We start from the raw sequence: 15,762 nt of genomic DNA, 5'->3' as shown, positions 1-15,762 counted from the left end.
CGTTCAGTAGATTTATCCGCCGTCTCCGAGCAAGCGACGGTATGGGTTTCATGGACGAGGACTACCTCCTCGACTCGCAGGCGGCCCGCGACCTCTACGACGCCGTCGCGGACCTCCCGATAATCGACCCGCACAACCACGTCGACCTCGAAGAGGTCGTCGAGAACGAACCGTGGGACGACATCTGGGCGGTCGAGGGCGCGAGCGACCACTACGTCTGGCAGTTGATGCGCAAGCGCGGCGTCGCGGAGGAGAAGATCACCGGCGACGCGTCGAATCGCGCGAAGTGGAACGCGCTCGCGGAGGTGTTCCCGGACTTCGCGGGGAACCCGACCTACGACTGGGTCCACCTCGACCTGAAGCGGCGCTTCGGCATCGAGAAACCGCTGAACGCCGACACCGCCGACGAGATCTGGGACGAGACGAAGGCGCAACTCGCCGAGGAGTCGATGCGCCCCCAGCAGGTCCTGCGCGACATGGACGTCGAAGTGCTCTGCAGCAGCGACGACCCGACCGACGACCTCGCGTACCACGAGCGCGCCGCCGAGGAAGTCGAGGGCGTCGACGTCCGCCCGACGTGGCGCCCGGACCGCGCGATGAAGGTGGAGAACGCCGCGTGGGACGAGTTCGTCGCCGACCTCGACGACGCGACCGACGCGGACGTTTCGACGTTCGCGGGCTTCCTCGAGGGCCTCCGCGAGACCCACGACCACTTCGCCGAGCACGGCTGTCTCGCCTGCGACGTCGGCACCGGGACGACGCCCGTCTCGAAGCCCGTGAGCGAGTCCCGCGCCGCCGCCGTCTACGCGAAGGCCCGCCGGGGCGACGCGCCCACCGAGGCCGAGGCTCGCGACTTCAAGGCCTTCCTGCTCGAGTTCGTCGGCGAGCTGAACAGCGAGAAGGACTGGGTGACCCAACTCCACATTGGTGCGGTCCGGGACTACCGCGAGGCGCTCTACGAGGACGTCGGCATCAACGCGGGCGGTGACGTCTCCACGCCCGACGTGAACGTCGTCGACGACCTCGACTACTTCTTCGACCGCTTCGACGGCGAGACGGAGACGGTGCTCTACGTCCTCGACCCGACGCATTACGCGAGCGCCACCGTCGTCGCGCGCGCCTACCCGACCGTCAGCATCGGGCCGGCGTGGTGGTTCAACGACAGCCCGATGGGGATGGCGAACCAGCTCGAGCGCGTCGCGAACGTCGACCTCCTCGCGAATCACGCGGGGATGGTGAGCGACTCGCGCAAACTCGTCTCCTACGGCTCGCGCTTCGAGATGTTCCGCCGCACGCTCGCCTCCACGGTCGGCGAGATGGTCGAACAGGGACGCATCCCGAAGGCGAACGCCGAACGCCTCGTCCGGCACGTCGCCTACCGCCGACCGAAGGAACTCTACGGGCTCTGAGGGCCCGGCATAGCGTCCGTCGCCCCCGTGCGGCCAGCGGGACCGTCGGTCCCGCGATGTTCACCGTTCGCGTATTCGGTCGAACCGTCGGCTCGACCTACTGCGCGCTCGGGTCGTAGCCGCCGTCGACGGTGATGACTTCGCCCGTCGTGAACGACGCGCCGTCGCTCGCGAGGTAGATGGCGGTGCCGACCATCTCGTCGGGCGTCGAGACGCGCTCCATCGGCGTTCGCTCGTCGACGGTCTCGCGGAACTCGGAGCCGTCGTCGAGTTTCGGGCCGGCCATCTCCGTCTTCACGAACCCGGGCGCGATGGCGTTCACGCGGATGTCCGGCGCGAGGTCGGCGGCGACGGCGCGCGTCAAGCCGTTCACGCCGCTCTTCGCCGCGCAGTAGGAGGGGCGGGCCTCCCGGGCTTGGTCGGCGGACATCGAGGAGATGTTGATGATGCTCCCCTCGTCCATCTCGCGGGCGAACGCGCGGCAGGCCTTGAAGACGCCCGTGAGGTCGACGGCGATGTCGCGCTCCCACTCCTCGTTCGTCATCTCCGTGACGGGCGTCGTCGCGTTCACGCCCGCCGAGTTCACCAGGACGTCGACGTCGCCGACGTCCGCGACGGTGGCCTCGACGAGCGCGTCGATGTCCGCGTCGCTCGTCACGTCACAGGTCACTTCGGTCGTGCTCGCGCCGCGCTCGCGGAGTTCCTCGGCGACGTCCGCGACGGCGTCCTCGGTGCGACTCGTCGCGACGACGTCCGCGCCGTCCTCCGCGAACCCGAGGGCGATGGCGCGGCCGATCCCTCTCGTCCCCCCGATGACGACGGCTGTCTTCCCCTCGACGCTCACGGACGGCATGCTCTCTGCGGCCATGGTCTGCCCTTCTTCGGCCGGTGATTTATACGTGGTGCATGACGCCGGCGACGCCCCGTGCGTCACCGTCGCGGCGTCTACCGGCGAATAGTCACGTGCTCCGGTACTGCTTTGGGCGTCGCCTGACACGACACGGACATGGAAGCCATCGGCAAAGCGACGCGTGGACAGCGACTCGACCCCGAAGACGTGACGATCGCCTACGTCGGCGGCGGGAGCCGACAGTGGGTGCCGAACCTCGTGCAGGACCTCGCGCTCTCCGCCTTCGACGGCACCGTGCGGCTCTACGACCTCGACGTCGAGGCCGCCGAGCGCAACGCCGAGTTCGGCAACTGGGTGCAGGAGCGCGAGGACGCCACCGCGAACTGGACGTACGAGGCGACCGGCTCGCTCGACGCCGCGCTCGAGGGCGCCGATGTCGTCCTCCTCTCCACGCAGTACGACCCCTCCGAGACGTTCGTCCACGACCTCGACGTCCCCGAGGAACACGGCATCTACGGCGCCGTCGCCGCCACCATCGGGCCGGGCGGTATCTTCCGTGCGATGCGCACCATCCACGACTACAAGCGCATCGCCGCGCGCGTTCGCGAGCACTGCCCCGACGCGTGGGTGTTCAACTTCACGAACCCCGTCCACTTCGTCACGCGCGCGCTCTACGACGAGTACCCCGACATCAACGCCGTCGGCATGTGCCACGAGGTCCTGCACGCCCGCGCGCACCTCGCGGACCTCGCGAGCGAGCACCTCGACGTGGACGCCGAGCGCGCGGACGTCTCGGTGAACGTCAAGGGCATCAACCACTTCACGTGGATCGACGAGGCCTACTGCGACGGCGTCGACCTCTGGCCGCTGCTCGAAGACGTCGCGGAGAGCGAGGCGGGCACGCGCGAGTTCACGCCCGCCGACCTCGAAGACGCGAGCCCGTTCGTCGACAACTGGCAGGTGTCGTGGGAGCTCTTCCGGCGCTTCGGCGTCCTGCCGTTCGCGGGCGACCGCCACATCGTCGAGTACGCGAACTGGTTCCTCCACGGCGGACAGGAGGGGCTGAATCGCTGGGGCGTCAAGCGCACGGGGAGCGACTTCCGCGCGAAACACTGGACGCCCGCCGAGTCCGAGCAGACGACCGACGTCGAGGCGTGGCTCGCCGGCGAGAAGGCGTTCGAACTCGAGGCCTCCGGCGAGGCGTTCCTCGACATCCTCGAAGCGCTCGCCGGCGGGGAGTCCGTCGTCACGAACGTCAACCTGCCCAATCGCGGGCAGGTCGAGGGCATCGAGCGCGGCGCGGTCGTCGAGACGAACGCGGTCGTGCGCGCGAGCGAGATCCGCCCGCTCGCCGCCGGCGGCTTCCCCCGCCCCGTCGAGAGCATGATCCGGGGCCACGTCGACACCATCGAGACGATAATCGAGGCCGCCCGCGACGGCGACCTCGATCAGGCCTTCCGGGGCTTCCTCATCGACCCGCAGGTCCGCACGCTCCAGACGGAGGAAGCCGCCGAGCTGTTCGCCGAACTCGTCGCCGCCGAAGAGGAGTACCTCGACGACTGGAACGTCGCGGACGCGGACGTCCTCGACGGCGTCGACGTCGAGATCTAACTGGTCACTCGTCGCGGTCGCCCGGGAACGCCTCGGGGAGCGGCGCCGGGCGCTCGGGCGCGCTCTCCACGGTCACGTGCTCGCCCCGCTCGGCGGACGCGCGGACGCCGTCGAGGATTTCGAGGACGTGATACGCGAGGTCGGCGCTCGTCCGATGCGTCCACCCGTCGTCGCGGATGGCGCGCGCGAGGTCCGCGACGCCCGCGCCCCGGCCGGCCGTGTAGTCGTGTGCCATCTCGACGGTCTCGAAGCCGTCGCCGTCGGAGACGCGCACCGGCCCCTCGAAGTGGTTCGGGTCCGGGACCGCGAGCGTCCCCTCCGTGCCGTAGATCTCGAACGCGGGGTCGGGGAGCGTCGAGTCCTGCGCGTCGAAACTCGTCGTGACGTTCGCCACCGTCCCGTCGCCGAAGTCGATCACGCCCGACTCGTGCGTCGGCACCTCGACGGCTATCTCCTCGCCGGCCCGTGGCTCGCTCGTGATGGTGCGCGTGTCGTGTGCGCGCGTGACCGACCCGGTGACGCGCTCGGCGGCGCCGAGCAGCGTGACGAGCGCCGTCACGTAGTAGGGGCCCATGTCGAAGAGCGGCCCGCCGCCCTCCTTGTAGTAGAGGTCGGGGTTCGGGTGCCACGTCTCGTGGCCGGGCGACGTCCAGATTGCCGTCGCGCCCACCGGCTCACCGATGCGGCCCTCGTCGATGACGCGCCGGCACGTCTGGAGGCCCGCGCCGAGGAACGTGTCCGGTGCGGACCCGACGAGCAGGCCGGCGTCGTCTGCGGCCGCGCGGATGCCCGCCGCGTCCTCGACGGACGCCGCGAGCGGCTTCTCCACGTAGACGTGCTTGCCCGCCGCCAACATCCGCTCGCAGGTCCCCTCGTGGACGGACGGCGGCGTCAGGTTCACGACGAGCTCGACGTCCGACTCGACGAACGCCTCGCTCTCCAGCGCCTCGATGCCGTACTCGGCGGCCGTCGCCTCCGCGCGCTCCATATCGAGGTCCGTGCACGCGACGATGTCGTACTCGTCGAAGCGGTCGTTCGCCCCGAGGTAGGCGTCGCTGATGGTTCCGCAGCCGAGAATCCCGACTCGTACAGGCTCCATGTCTCCGTCCAAGACAACCGTCACCATAAACCGTCCGGGAATGTGGTCGTCGCGGGGCGACGCGCCCCGGTCCCGCCCCTCACTCGACGACGGCGTCGAGGCGCTCCGCCAGTCCGTCGCCGATGGCCGCCATCCCCGCGTCGCCCGGATGCAGGAGGTCCGCACCGAGCCCCGTGAGGTCGAGGAGCTCCGGGCCCTCGACGACGTGGCAGTTCTCCCGGTCGGCGTCCGCGACGATTTCGCGGAGCGCCGCCCGATAGGCCGCCGCGTGCTCGGCGTCCCCCGACGCCGTCAGGTCGTCGTGATACGGGAAGAGCGTGATGCAGACGACGGGCTTCTCCGGGTTCGCGTCCGCGACGGTGTTCACGAAGTAGTCGGCGCGCTCGCGGAAGGTCTCCGGTTCGAACCCGCCCGTGTTCGCCATGTTCACGGAGAGCGCGAGCGTCGCAACGTCCCAGTCGTCGCGCCCGGCGACGTGGTCGGCCATCGCCGCCTCGCAGTACGCCGAGCCGGAGCAGCCGAGGTTCAGCGCGTCGTAGCCGTTCTCGCGCGCGACGTGCGAAACGTAGTCCGTGTGGAGCGCGGACGCCGCCGCGCCCTCCGTGATGGAAGTCCCGTACGCGAGATGGCGCTTTCCGGGGCGCTCGTCGTCGCGCGGCGGCCGGCAGTCGCCGCTGACGCCGTGGAGCGCGGCGGCCGTCCGGCGCTCGAAGCGAATCCGGCACACGCGCGGGTCGAACCGCCCCGTCTCCCCCGTCGCCGCGAGGTCCGCGAGTCGCTCCGGCACCGAGAGCGAGAGCGTCTCCGGCTCCGGGCCGATCGCCGTCGGCTCCCACGGCTGGAAGACGCCCCAGAACACCCGCACCTGCGTCTCCTCAGCCGCCGAGAGCGTCACCTCTATCGTCGTCTCGTCGTCCGCCGGAACGAAGCGCACCTCGCTCCCCGTCGGATGCCGGACGCGGGTTCGCGCCATCTCGTTCAACTCCTCGCCGACCGACGCCGGGACGCGACAGAGGCGCTCGCCGCCGTCGGCCCACTCCGCCGGCACGGTCTCCGCGACGTTGTGCAGCGACACCGGATACTCCGCTGACTCCATACGCACCGACTCGGGTGACGTCCGTATGAGACTATCGGACGCCGCTCGACGAAGCTACGCTTCGTCGAACTGGGCGTCGCTTCGCGCCGCGTGCTCGACGAGGCTACGCCTCGTCGAACAGTTTCTCGCCCTCCAACAGGTGCTCGGCGACGACGTCGAGGTCGAGCGTGACGCCGAGGCCGGGGGCGTCCGGGAGTTCGATGCGCCCCGGTTCGAGGACGTCCTCCTCGACGACGTCGCCCCACCACGGGACGTCGCGGGCGTGGTACTCGAGCGCGAGGAAGTTCGAGGCGGCGGCGCCGACGTGCGCGGACGCCATCGTTCCGACGGGCGAGGCGACGTTGTGGAGCGCGAGCGGAATGGAGTAGGCCTTCGCCATGTCCGCGATCTTCTTCGTCTCCAGCATCCCGCCGTTCTTCGGGACGTCCGGGTGGATGACGTCGACGCCCTGCTCCTCGACGAGGCGGCGCGCGCCCTCGACGCGGTAGACGTTCTCGCCGGCCGCGATGGTGACGTCCGTGTCGCGCGTGACGCGCATCTGGACGTCGTGGTTCTCCGGCGGGACGGCGTCCTCGAGCCACCAGACGCCGTCGTCCTCGACGGCGGCGGCGAGGCGTCGAACGGTGTCGGCCGTCCAACTCCAGTGGCAGTCGAAGGCGACGTCCGCCCGGTCGCCGACGCGGTCGGTGACCGTCTCGACGATCTCCGCGCGGTAGTCGATAGCGCGCGCGTTCAGGTGCTTGTTCTTCCGGTCGATGACGTGCCTGTCCGGGCTGTCGAGGTCGAACTTCACGGCGTCCCACCCTTCGTCGACGACCGCTTCGGCGGCGTCCGCGTACGCTTCCGGGCGATACGTGCCCTCGTCCCCGCTTTCGGCGGCGTCGTGGAGGTGCGCGCCCGCGTGGACGTCGCAGTAGACGCGGACGGCGTCGCGGTGCTTCCCGCCGAGCAACTGGTAGGCGGGCACCTCGAGGAGCTTCCCGGCGAGGTCGTGGAGCGCGACGTCGATGCCCGAGAGCGCCGTGACGCCGACGCCGTTCATCCCGCCGAGATAGGAGAGCCCGTCGTAGAGCTCGGTCATCCGCGCGTCGACATCGAGCGGGCTCTTCCCGACGAGCAGCTCTTTCGCGTGCTCGACGTACGCGTCGGCCGCTGGCCCGAGCACGAGTTCGCCCGTCCCGGTGACGCCCGCGTCCGTGTAGACCCGGACGAGCGTCCACTCGAAGGTGGTGCCGATGCGCGTCGTCTGGACGTCCGTGACCTCCACGTCGCGGACGTCGCTCCGTGCTACCATGGTCCACCTCGGTCGGCGCCGGGCATAAACGACGCAGTACCGGAAACCCGCCGGGTGTTTCTACAGGGTGCCATAGCGCTCCCAGACCTCGTAGACGCTGTCGCCGTCGCGGACGTCGCGCCGGACATCGTTCTCGGTGTCGAGGGCCTCCTCGCCGCGCTCGATGACCTCCGCGACGTCGTCGGGGTCGATGACGGCGATGGACTCGTAGTCCGCGAAGACCACGTCGCCGGGTCGGATGGTGACGCCCTCGACCTGGACGGGGACGTCCCACTCGCGGAAGCTCACGCGGCCGAACGACTCGATGGCGCTGTGGCCGCCCGCCCACACGGGGAACTCGTGCTCCTCGATCATCCGCGAGTCGCGCGTCGGGCCGTCGATGAGTGCGCCGACCGCGCCGTTCTCCTGGACGATGGTGCTCAGTAGCTCGCCCCAGAGGCCGACCTGCGTGTCCGGTGACGCCATCACGACGAAGTCGCCCTCGTCAGCGGCCTCGAGGTACTGGAAGAACGCCGAGTCGCGCGGGTCGTCCGCGCCCGCTTCCTCGTAGCCGACTTCGACGCGCTGGGCCGGATGCGCCGTCCCGATGACGGGGTCGCGACTCCAGAGCGCCTCCAGCCGCGTGCACGGGATGACGTTGTTCGTGATGCCCATCTCGTCGGTCACGTCGTTGACGATGGCGCTGTGGAGGTTCGACAGCCGTTCGCGTTGCTCGGTGGGTATTCCCATGGGTGGTCGTCCCTATCGTCTCGGAGATATCGCATACCCGTGGCGCCTCCGGCAACCCGCGCGGGGTTCGCGTCGTCGGGTGCGAAGCACTAATGACCGCTCGCACGTATTCACGGCCATGACCAGCGCGCGCTCGGTCCTCCTCATCGGCGGGAACCGCTTCCCCTTCCATCGCTTCGAGACGAACGGTCCGCTCCTCGCCGACGCCGTTCCAGACAGTATCGACGTCACGAGCACCACCGAGAAGGCCGCGCTCGAAGACCTCTCCGGGTACGACGCCGTCGTCGACTACCTCACGGACAGCACGCTCAGCGACGCCCAGCGCGAGGGCCTCCTCGAGTTCGTCGCGGACGGCGGGGGCTACCTCGGCGTCCACTGCGCGGCCGACCTGACGAACACCGCCGCCGACGATCCGGACGCCGTCATCGACGCGCGCGAGGAGCCCTTCCCCGAACTGCGCGAACTCGTCGGCGGGCACTTCCTCACGCACCCCGAGCAGACGACGTACGACGTCAGCGTCGTCGACCACTACCACCCCGTCACGGCCGCGCTCGCGGACTTCGCGGTCCACGACGAGCCGTACGTCCTTGATGTCGACGACGACGTGCGCGTGCTCGCGCGCATGGACCACCCCGAGCACGCCGACATGCCGGTCGCGTGGACGAACGAGTACGGCGACGGGCGCGTCTTCTACTCCTCGCTCGGCCACGACGAGGCCTCGCTCACGAACGACGGCGTCCGCGCCCTCCTCGCGAACGCCGTCCGCTGGGTCACGCGCGACTGAACGCGCGATAGGTGCGTTTTTCTGCCCGCGCTTCGTCCGTGACCGCATGACACGCATCACGGTCTGGAACGAGTTCGTCCACGAGCAGGAGAACGACACCGTCGCCGAACTCTATCCCGACGGCATCCACGCCGCCATCGCCGACGCGCTCGAGGAGGGCGGCTTCGACGTCGAGACCGCTACCCTCCACGACCACGAGCACGGCCTCACCGAGGACGTCCTCGCGGAGACGGACGTCCTCACGTGGTGGGGGCACGCCGCCCACGACCACGTCGAGGACCACGTCGTCGAGCGCGTCAAGCGCCACGTCGTCGAGGAAGGGATGGGCCTGCTCGTCCTCCACTCCGGGCACTTCTCGAAGATCTTCAAGTCCCTCATGGGCACGACGTGCAACCTGAAGTGGCGCGAGGCCGGCGAGACCGAGCGCCTCTGGGTCACCGACCCCGCCCACCCCATCGCCGAGGGCCTCCCCGAGTCCTTCGAGGTGCCCGAGGCCGAGATGTACGGCGAGCACTTCGACATCCCGCAACCCGACGCCCTCGTCTTCAACTCGTGGTTCGAGGGTGGCGAGACCTTCCGCTCGGGCTGTGTCTTCCACCGGGGGAAGGGCCGCATCTTCTACTTCCGCCCCGGCCACGAGACCTATCCGGTCTACTACCAGGACGAGGTTCAGCAGGTCCTGCGGAACGCCGCCGAGTGGGCGGCGCGCGACGACGACGCGCCCGACGTCACGCGCGGGAACGCCGACCCCATCGAGGACATCGACACCAGCGACGACCGCACCGTCCACTGACGCGCCCGCCTTTTTTCGCGCGCTCGACCGCCGTAGCGGCGCTGCTCTCCCTCTCGACCGGTCGATAGCGTCCCCGTTCGACCGCCCCGCGTGCGCCCCGATTTACTATCGCGATATGTGATTTATGCGTTCGATGCCGTACAGCGTCGAAAACGCGTCTTGTGTGGTTGTCTGGTAGCGGACAACCACACAAGACAACCTATTTGTGCTCTGACCGTCTGGCTCTACCCACTGAAACCGGCGGGCTTAGAACACCGCACCCCCGCCGCGAGCGCTATGAGTGACTCACGTTACGCGACGATGGCCGAAGCGGACTGCGTCGCCTTCCTCCGCGAGACCGTCGTCCCCGAGATGCGCGCCGACCCCGACTGCGAGCGCCGTCCCGACGCCGAACCCCCCACCTATCGGTGGCTGAACGGCCGGTATCCGGGGTTCGTCAAGCACCTCCAGCGCGAGTTCGATGCCTCGCCCGCCGACTTCTACCGCGAGCACGTCCTCGACGGCGCGGACGACGACGGCTACGACTGGGGGCTTCCGGAGGGCGAGGCCGCCGAACGCACCCGCGAGCGCCTCGACGCGCACCTCGACGAACTCCGGTATCGCGGCCACCCGGAGACGACGATTCGCCCGTATCGCGCGCGCCTGAAGAAGTACGTTCGGCTCTACTGCGACCTCCACGGTCCCGACCTGCTCGACGGCCTCCGCGACGAGTCCCGACGCGCCGAGGAGATCGACCGCGCGTTCACCGTGTCTAAGGTCCTCGACCGCACCCTCCAGACCCCGGCCGCGCGCCGGAAGTACGTCGAGGACGTCCGGCGCTTCTACCGCGAACTCGTCGACGCGGGCTACATCGCCTACAACCCGATGCGCCGCATGGAGACCCGTCTCGGCCTCGACGTCCCCGAGTGGGACAACCCCTCGCTCTCCGAGGACGACGTCGCGGAGCTCTGGCGGGCGACGGCGGACCGCCGCGAACGCCTCCTCGTCGTCGGCCTCTGCGGGTGGGGGTTGCGCCCCTCCGAACTCGCCGCGCTCCACGTCCGACAGGTCGTCCTCGACCCCGACGAGGACGACTACCCCTACCTCGACTTCCGCGACGGCGACCGGAAGAACGGCCCCGGCACGGTGTCGATGCTCGCGGGCGCGGACGTCCTCGACGCGCGCCTCGACGCCGTCGCCGAGAGGGACGGGTGGACGGGCTACGTCTTCCCCTCGGCGACGGCCGACGCGGGACACGTCCACGTTGACACCCTCCGTCGGTGGTTCGCCGCTCTCGTCGAGCGCACGGGCGTGACGGTGCGCGGCGAGGCACCGACCCCGAAGTACGGCCGGCGCTTCTGGTACTCGCTCTACGGCGAGGCCGTCGTCGACGTCGCCGAGCGCTTCACGCCCGTCGCCGAAGCGCAGGGCTCCGCCGACGCCTCCGTCGTCCTCGAGAACTACCTGAGCGAAGCCGACCGCCGCATGCACCTGCGCACCGTGATGTCGGACTCGCTCTCCGGGCTGTTCGCGTAGATACACCCCATGGCGCTATACTGAAATCGGGCGACGCCTTCGCCGTCGTGAACGTCGCGCGCGTCGCCCACGCCGTCACACCACCCCGCCGTGTCCGCAGTTGTCTGGACCGGCGATCCGCGGTCTCGGGGGCGAGTGACGGCGAACTCGCCGCCTCACGGGACGGGATCCGGCGTCGACATCGACCCCGCGCGCCCTCGACCGCTACCGCGACGACGGACTCACTCCTCGCACACGGAGCGCGATGCGCTCACCGGTCCGGCCCCATCCTCTTTGTCGCCCGACGCCGTACGTTCGCGTATGACCGACCGACCACACGTCGTCGTCCTCGGGGCGTACGGGAGCGCGGGCGCGGCCGCCGCGAGCGAGCTCGCCGAGATGGACGTCCGACTGACGCTCGTGGACGACGGCGACCCCGGAGGTGGGCTCTGTATCCTCCGTGGCTGTATGCCCTCGAAGGCCGTTCTCTCGGCGACCGCACATCGCTATCAGGCGCGCCACGACCCCCGATTGGACGGCGCGGCACCCGAGGTGAACCTCGAACGCACCGTCGCGCACAAGGACGACCACGTCCTCGACTGGGCGGCGTCGCGCCGCGAGTCCATCCACGGCCTCGCGGAGCGCGAGCACGTCGAGTTCGTCCACGACACCGGCCACCTCGTCGACGCGCATACCGTTCGGGTCGGCGGGCGCGACCTCGATGCGGACTACGTCGTCGTCGCCACGGGGTCGTCGCTGAACGTCCCCGACGTCCCGGGTCTCGATGCGGCCGACTGGATGGGAAGCGCGGACGTCCTCGACGCGACCGAGTTCCCGGACTCCGGTGTCGTGATGGGCTTCGGATACGTCGGGCTCGAACTCGTCCCCTACCTGAGCGAGGCCGCGGGGATGGACCTCACGGTCATCGAGCACGACGCGCGGCCGCTGGACCGTGCGGCCGACCGGCTCGGCGACGAACTCCTCGCTTGCTATCGCGAGGATTTCGGCGTCGAGATACGGACCGAGGTCCGCGAGGAGTCCGTCGAGCGAACCGGCGACGGCGGCGTCCGCGTCCGCCTCGACGACGGCAGCGACGTCGAGGCCGACCAGCTCTTCCTCTTCACCGGTCGCAGGCCGAACGTTCGGGGCATCGGCCTCGGGAACGCGGGTATCGACGTCGGTGCGGGGGACTGGGTGGACACCGCGACGATGCGGTGTCGGGACGCCCCGACCGTCTTCGTCGCGGGTGACGCGCTGGGCGAGCGGATGCTCCTCCATCACTCGAAGGAGGAGGGGAGCACGGTCGCGGAGAACGTCCGTCGCGCGGTCGCCGGCGAGCGCCTCACCGAGTACGACCCCATCCATCACGAAGTGGCGTTCGCGGGCGCGAGCGTCTATCCGTACGCGTCGCTCGGGCTGACCGCCGAGGAAGCGAGGCGCGCGGGCCACGAAGTCGTCGTCGCGTCGCGTGACGCCACCGACGACGGCATCTTCAAGCTGAAGGAGGTTCGCTGGGGGCACGCCCGCCTCGTCGTCGACGCCGACGACGGGACGGTGCTCGGCTATCACGGTCTCCACTACGAGGCGGACGTGATGGCGAAGACGATGCAGGTCGTCTTGGAGAACGAACTCGACGTCCGCGACGTTCCGGAGCGTGCCTACCACCCGACGACGCCCGAGATACTCGACGGCCTCGTCCGGGACGCTCGCGCGGAACTCGACTGACGCGCCCGGTCGCGGTGCGCGTCGCTCCGACGACGGGAGAGGATTTCGTCCGCATCGATGGACTGCTAGCGCGAGACGCGCCCCGTCGCTCGCGCGCTTCTTCGGGATTCGCCGACGGTCTCGCGACTGCCGCTCGATCAGAGCTGTTCGACGGTGTTCTCGAGGGTGCCGACGTTCTCGATCTCGATGCTGATGTGGTCGCCCTCTTCGAGCGTGAAGTCGTCCGGCGGGATGATCGACGTCCCGGTAAGGAGCGCGGTGGACTCCGGGACGTGGTTGTAGCGTCGGAAGAACTCGGCGAGCTCGTCGACGGTGCGAACCATCTCGCTCGTCGACGTCGACTCCTCGAAGGCGACGTCGCCGTCGCGCTCGATCGTGAGCGTCATCTCGACGTCGTGAGGGTCACCGATGGTCTCCTCGGTGACGACGCAGGGACCGATGGCACAGCTCTTGTCGTAGATCTTGCTCTGCGGGAGATAGAGGAGGTTCTCGCGCTCGATGTCGCGACTGCACATGTCGTTACCGACGGTGTAGCCAACGATGTCGCCGTCGTGGAGGATCGTCGTGAACTCCGGCTCGGGAACGTCCCAGTCGGAGTCACCGCGAATGCCCACGTTGTCCCCGGGACCGACGGTCCGCGTCGGCGTCGCCTTGAAGTACACCTCGGGACGCTCGCCCTCGTACGCACCGATGTAGGCCTCTTCGAGTCCGCCTTCGCCCTCGCGGGACTCTTGGCTGATGGCGTACGTCACGCCGGCGCCCCAGACCTCGTCGGGGTCGATGGGGCGGATGAGGTGTTCGCGCACGTCCGCGAGGTCGACCGTGGGGGCCTCCTCGGTGAGCGGGCGCGCGATGTCGTCGACGGTCGTGTCCGCGAGCGACGCGGCGGCCGCGAGGTCCATGAAGGAGTCCGGCGACTTCTCGGTCGCGGTCAGGTCGTAGGCCGTTTCGCCCTCCTGTGCGATGAGCGAGACGGTGTCATCCCGCTTCGTACGATAATATCGCATATTCCTACGTCCACCACCGACTGCTAAATATCTTTGTGTATCGGACCTTCACACCAGAGTCCGGCGATGCCGGACAAATCTGGCCACAGAAATGACGCGAATAACTCTGTAAAGCACGACCGGTACGGCCGATAACCCGGCATACCCTACCGGAACGGCGTTCCGCTGATGGCGGATATGGTGTGTGTTACCATTCCTTTCTCGGCGTCGCGCATCCGCGACGAATCGGTACGCTGACGACGCACCGGTCACGCCGCTCGGCACGGGATCGGCAGTGCGACTTCCCCCGTGCGATACCGGCGCGCCTCGTGGAGGTCGAGAGCGGCGTGCCACGCGAACACGTGGTAGACACGGACCACGTCGTCTGTGGCTCGCCGACCGGTCACGGCGGGCACGTGTCTCTTACTCTGCGCGCGTACGCTCGCGCTCGTGGCTGCTGCTCGGTAGATGAGCTACACGGACGCTGCTCGTTGTTGTTGCTCGGCGGGCGCACGCGACAACGACGAGGAAAAACGAGACGCACAGCGCCGCCGCTTACCGGGTCGTGGGCGGCGAGAAAACGGCAGTAGGGGCCGAACGGAACGGTCGGCCCGGCAGGGGACGAATGCCGACGGTGGTGGGGTTCGGGGGGTTAGCGCTTGTCCTGTGCGCGGTCCTCCCAGCCGGACTCCCAGAGGTCGATGGTGTGGACGCGGTCCTCCTCGTAGATGTGCTCGGAGACGACGTCGTGGTCGAGCTCGATGCCGTAGCCGGGGCCGTCGGGGATCTGCATGTAGCCGTCCTCGACGACGAGCGGCTTGTTCATGAGGTTGTTGACCCAGTCGACGTCGAACGTCTGGAACATCTCCTGAATGCGGAAGTTCGGGATGGACGTACAGAAGTGCCCGTAGATGGCGCCCGCGACGGGGCCCTGCGGGTTGTGCGGCGCGACGTCCACGTGGTCGGCCTCCGCGAGGGCGGCGATCTTCTTGCCCTCGGTGATGCCGCCCGTGTTCATCAGGTCGGGCTGGAAGACGTCGACGTCCGTCCGGGTGACCAGCTCGTAGAAGTCGTGCTTGGTCATGTGCCGCTCACCGGTCGCGACCGGGATGGGCGACTTGCGCGCTACCTCCGCGAGGCTGTTGATCGAGTCCGGGGGGCACGGCTCTTCGAACCACGTAGGCTCGAACTCGGCCATCTCGCGCGCGATCTCCACGGCCTGCCCGGCGGAGAAGCGGCCGTGGCACTCGATCATGAGGTCGACGTCCGGCCCGACGGCGTCGCGGACGGCGCCGACGATGTCGACGGCTTTGTTCTGCTCCTTGCGCGACATGGACTGCCACGCGGTGCCGAAGGGGTCGAACTTCATCGCGTCGTAGCCGTGGTCGACGACCTCCTTCGCGGCTTCGGCGAACCCTTCGGGGGTGCCGCCGGTGTTCTGGTACCAGCCGTTCGCGTACGTGCGAAGCTCCGTACCGTGGACGGGACCGCCGAGCAGCTCGTAGACGGGCTTGTCCAGGAGCTTGCCCTTGATGTCCCAGCACGCCATGTCGATGGCGGAGCAGACGGTGGTGTTGATGACGTTCTTGGAGAACCACTCGTTGCGGTACATCTCCAGCCAGAGCGCCTCGGTGTCGAAGGGGTCCTTCCCGATGAAGAAGTTCGACATCTCGTCGATGGCCGCCGCGACCGTGCGCGGCTTGTCGTGAGTCGTGGCCTCCGCGAGACCCGTGACGCCAGCGTCCGTCTCGAGCTCGACGAACACCCACGGCTTCCACGGGTTCGCGACCAGATATGTTTCTACGCCGGTGATTTCTACGTCCGACATTGCATTCGATACGTTAGCCACCGGGCTATTAAATATATCTATCTGGAATTCGACTATTTATTCC

At 68.8% G+C, this 15,762-nt stretch carries 13 protein-coding genes; 6 read left to right on the top strand and 7 right to left on the bottom strand.

The genetic code is table 11. The features are described 5' to 3' along the window. Window positions 1-41: 41 nt before the first annotated feature. Window positions 42-1,409 carry a glucuronate isomerase gene (uxaC, locus tag IEY12_RS11645; RefSeq protein ID WP_188883884.1) on the top strand — a complete coding sequence of 456 codons (1,368 nt, stop codon included), beginning with the start codon at window positions 42-44 and terminating at the stop codon, window positions 1,407-1,409. A 97-nt stretch (window positions 1,410-1,506) separates the two neighbouring features. Here uxaC and IEY12_RS11640 read toward each other — a convergent pair whose 3' ends face one another. Further along, complete coding sequence (locus IEY12_RS11640; protein ID WP_188883883.1) at window positions 1,507-2,277, bottom strand: SDR family NAD(P)-dependent oxidoreductase; 771 nt, start codon at window positions 2,275-2,277, stop codon at window positions 1,507-1,509. 138 nt (window positions 2,278-2,415) lie between these two features. On the opposite strand from IEY12_RS11640, the gene IEY12_RS11635 reads away from it, so the two are divergent. Beyond that, window positions 2,416-3,870: a family 4 glycosyl hydrolase gene (locus tag IEY12_RS11635; protein ID WP_188883882.1), complete on the top strand. Its 1,455-nt coding sequence runs from the start codon at window positions 2,416-2,418 to the stop codon at window positions 3,868-3,870. 4 nt (window positions 3,871-3,874) lie between these two features. Here IEY12_RS11635 and IEY12_RS11630 read toward each other — a convergent pair whose 3' ends face one another. From IEY12_RS11630 to IEY12_RS11615, 4 genes are all read right to left on the bottom strand, one after another. Then, on the bottom strand, window positions 3,875-4,969 hold the full coding sequence (locus IEY12_RS11630) for a Gfo/Idh/MocA family protein (RefSeq protein ID WP_188883881.1): 1,095 nt from the start codon (window positions 4,967-4,969) through the stop codon (window positions 3,875-3,877). 79 nt (window positions 4,970-5,048) lie between these two features. Next, window positions 5,049-6,065 carry a GDSL-type esterase/lipase family protein gene (locus IEY12_RS11625; RefSeq protein WP_188883880.1) on the bottom strand — a complete coding sequence of 339 codons (1,017 nt, stop codon included), beginning with the start codon at window positions 6,063-6,065 and terminating at the stop codon, window positions 5,049-5,051. A gap of 103 nt (window positions 6,066-6,168) precedes the next feature. Then, a complete protein-coding gene (locus IEY12_RS11620) occupies window positions 6,169-7,359 on the bottom strand; it encodes a mandelate racemase/muconate lactonizing enzyme family protein (protein ID WP_188883879.1) in 1,191 nt (396 codons plus the stop codon). Between the two features lie 60 nt (window positions 7,360-7,419). After that, window positions 7,420-8,088, bottom strand: coding sequence for an RraA family protein (locus IEY12_RS11615; protein ID WP_188883878.1), 669 nt, complete (start codon window positions 8,086-8,088; stop codon window positions 7,420-7,422). 118 nt (window positions 8,089-8,206) lie between these two features. Here IEY12_RS11615 and IEY12_RS11610 point away from each other — a divergent pair, with 118 nt between their 5' ends. The 4 genes from IEY12_RS11610 (at window position 8,207) to IEY12_RS11595 (ending at window position 12,884) form a co-directional block, all read left to right on the top strand. Further along, the gene (locus IEY12_RS11610) at window positions 8,207-8,872 is read left to right on the top strand and encodes a ThuA domain-containing protein (RefSeq protein ID WP_188883877.1); all 666 of its coding nucleotides are present in this window, start codon (window positions 8,207-8,209) and stop codon (window positions 8,870-8,872) included. Window positions 8,873-8,918: 46 nt separating this feature from the next. Beyond that, a complete protein-coding gene (locus IEY12_RS11605) occupies window positions 8,919-9,665 on the top strand; it encodes a ThuA domain-containing protein (protein WP_188883876.1) in 747 nt (248 codons plus the stop codon). A 276-nt stretch (window positions 9,666-9,941) separates the two neighbouring features. After that, window positions 9,942-11,180 carry a tyrosine-type recombinase/integrase gene (locus IEY12_RS11600; protein ID WP_229871225.1) on the top strand — a complete coding sequence of 413 codons (1,239 nt, stop codon included), beginning with the start codon at window positions 9,942-9,944 and terminating at the stop codon, window positions 11,178-11,180. A gap of 300 nt (window positions 11,181-11,480) precedes the next feature. Then, entirely contained in the window at window positions 11,481-12,884 is a 1,404-nt protein-coding gene (locus IEY12_RS11595) for a dihydrolipoyl dehydrogenase family protein (protein WP_188883875.1), read from the top strand. 137 nt (window positions 12,885-13,021) lie between these two features. Here IEY12_RS11595 and IEY12_RS11590 read toward each other — a convergent pair whose 3' ends face one another. Both IEY12_RS11590 and IEY12_RS11585 read right to left on the bottom strand, forming a co-directional pair. Beyond that, window positions 13,022-13,891: a fumarylacetoacetate hydrolase family protein gene (locus IEY12_RS11590; RefSeq protein WP_188883874.1), complete on the bottom strand. Its 870-nt coding sequence runs from the start codon at window positions 13,889-13,891 to the stop codon at window positions 13,022-13,024. Between the two features lie 631 nt (window positions 13,892-14,522). Continuing rightward, on the bottom strand, window positions 14,523-15,698 hold the full coding sequence (locus IEY12_RS11585) for a mandelate racemase/muconate lactonizing enzyme family protein (RefSeq protein WP_188883873.1): 1,176 nt from the start codon (window positions 15,696-15,698) through the stop codon (window positions 14,523-14,525). Window positions 15,699-15,762: the final 64 nt, after the last annotated feature.

Origin of the sequence: Halarchaeum grantii (genome assembly GCF_014647455.2) — an archaeon.
GTDB classification, from domain to species: Archaea; Halobacteriota; Halobacteria; order Halobacteriales; family Halobacteriaceae; genus Halarchaeum; species Halarchaeum grantii.
The sequence above is the reverse complement of the archived record's forward strand: the minus strand, read 5'-3'. Positions and strand labels throughout refer to the sequence as shown.

Bases quoted from the DNA above. Each gene is read 5' to 3' on its own strand.
- uxaC (WP_188883884.1), top strand. From the start codon at position 42: ATGGGTTTCATGGACGAGGACTACCTCCTCGACTCGCAGGCGGCCCGC.
- IEY12_RS11640 (WP_188883883.1), bottom strand. From the start codon at position 2,277: ATGGCCGCAGAGAGCATGCCGTCCGTGAGCGTCGAGGGGAAGACAGCC.
- IEY12_RS11635 (WP_188883882.1), top strand. From the start codon at position 2,416: ATGGAAGCCATCGGCAAAGCGACGCGTGGACAGCGACTCGACCCCGAA.
- IEY12_RS11630 (WP_188883881.1), bottom strand. From the start codon at position 4,969: ATGGAGCCTGTACGAGTCGGGATTCTCGGCTGCGGAACCATCAGCGAC.
- IEY12_RS11625 (WP_188883880.1), bottom strand. From the start codon at position 6,065: ATGGAGTCAGCGGAGTATCCGGTGTCGCTGCACAACGTCGCGGAGACC.
- IEY12_RS11620 (WP_188883879.1), bottom strand. From the start codon at position 7,359: ATGGTAGCACGGAGCGACGTCCGCGACGTGGAGGTCACGGACGTCCAG.
- IEY12_RS11615 (WP_188883878.1), bottom strand. From the start codon at position 8,088: ATGGGAATACCCACCGAGCAACGCGAACGGCTGTCGAACCTCCACAGC.
- IEY12_RS11610 (WP_188883877.1), top strand. From the start codon at position 8,207: ATGACCAGCGCGCGCTCGGTCCTCCTCATCGGCGGGAACCGCTTCCCC.
- IEY12_RS11605 (WP_188883876.1), top strand. From the start codon at position 8,919: ATGACACGCATCACGGTCTGGAACGAGTTCGTCCACGAGCAGGAGAAC.
- IEY12_RS11600 (WP_229871225.1), top strand. From the start codon at position 9,942: ATGAGTGACTCACGTTACGCGACGATGGCCGAAGCGGACTGCGTCGCC.
- IEY12_RS11595 (WP_188883875.1), top strand. From the start codon at position 11,481: ATGACCGACCGACCACACGTCGTCGTCCTCGGGGCGTACGGGAGCGCG.
- IEY12_RS11590 (WP_188883874.1), bottom strand. From the start codon at position 13,891: ATGCGATATTATCGTACGAAGCGGGATGACACCGTCTCGCTCATCGCA.
- IEY12_RS11585 (WP_188883873.1), bottom strand. From the start codon at position 15,698: ATGTCGGACGTAGAAATCACCGGCGTAGAAACATATCTGGTCGCGAAC.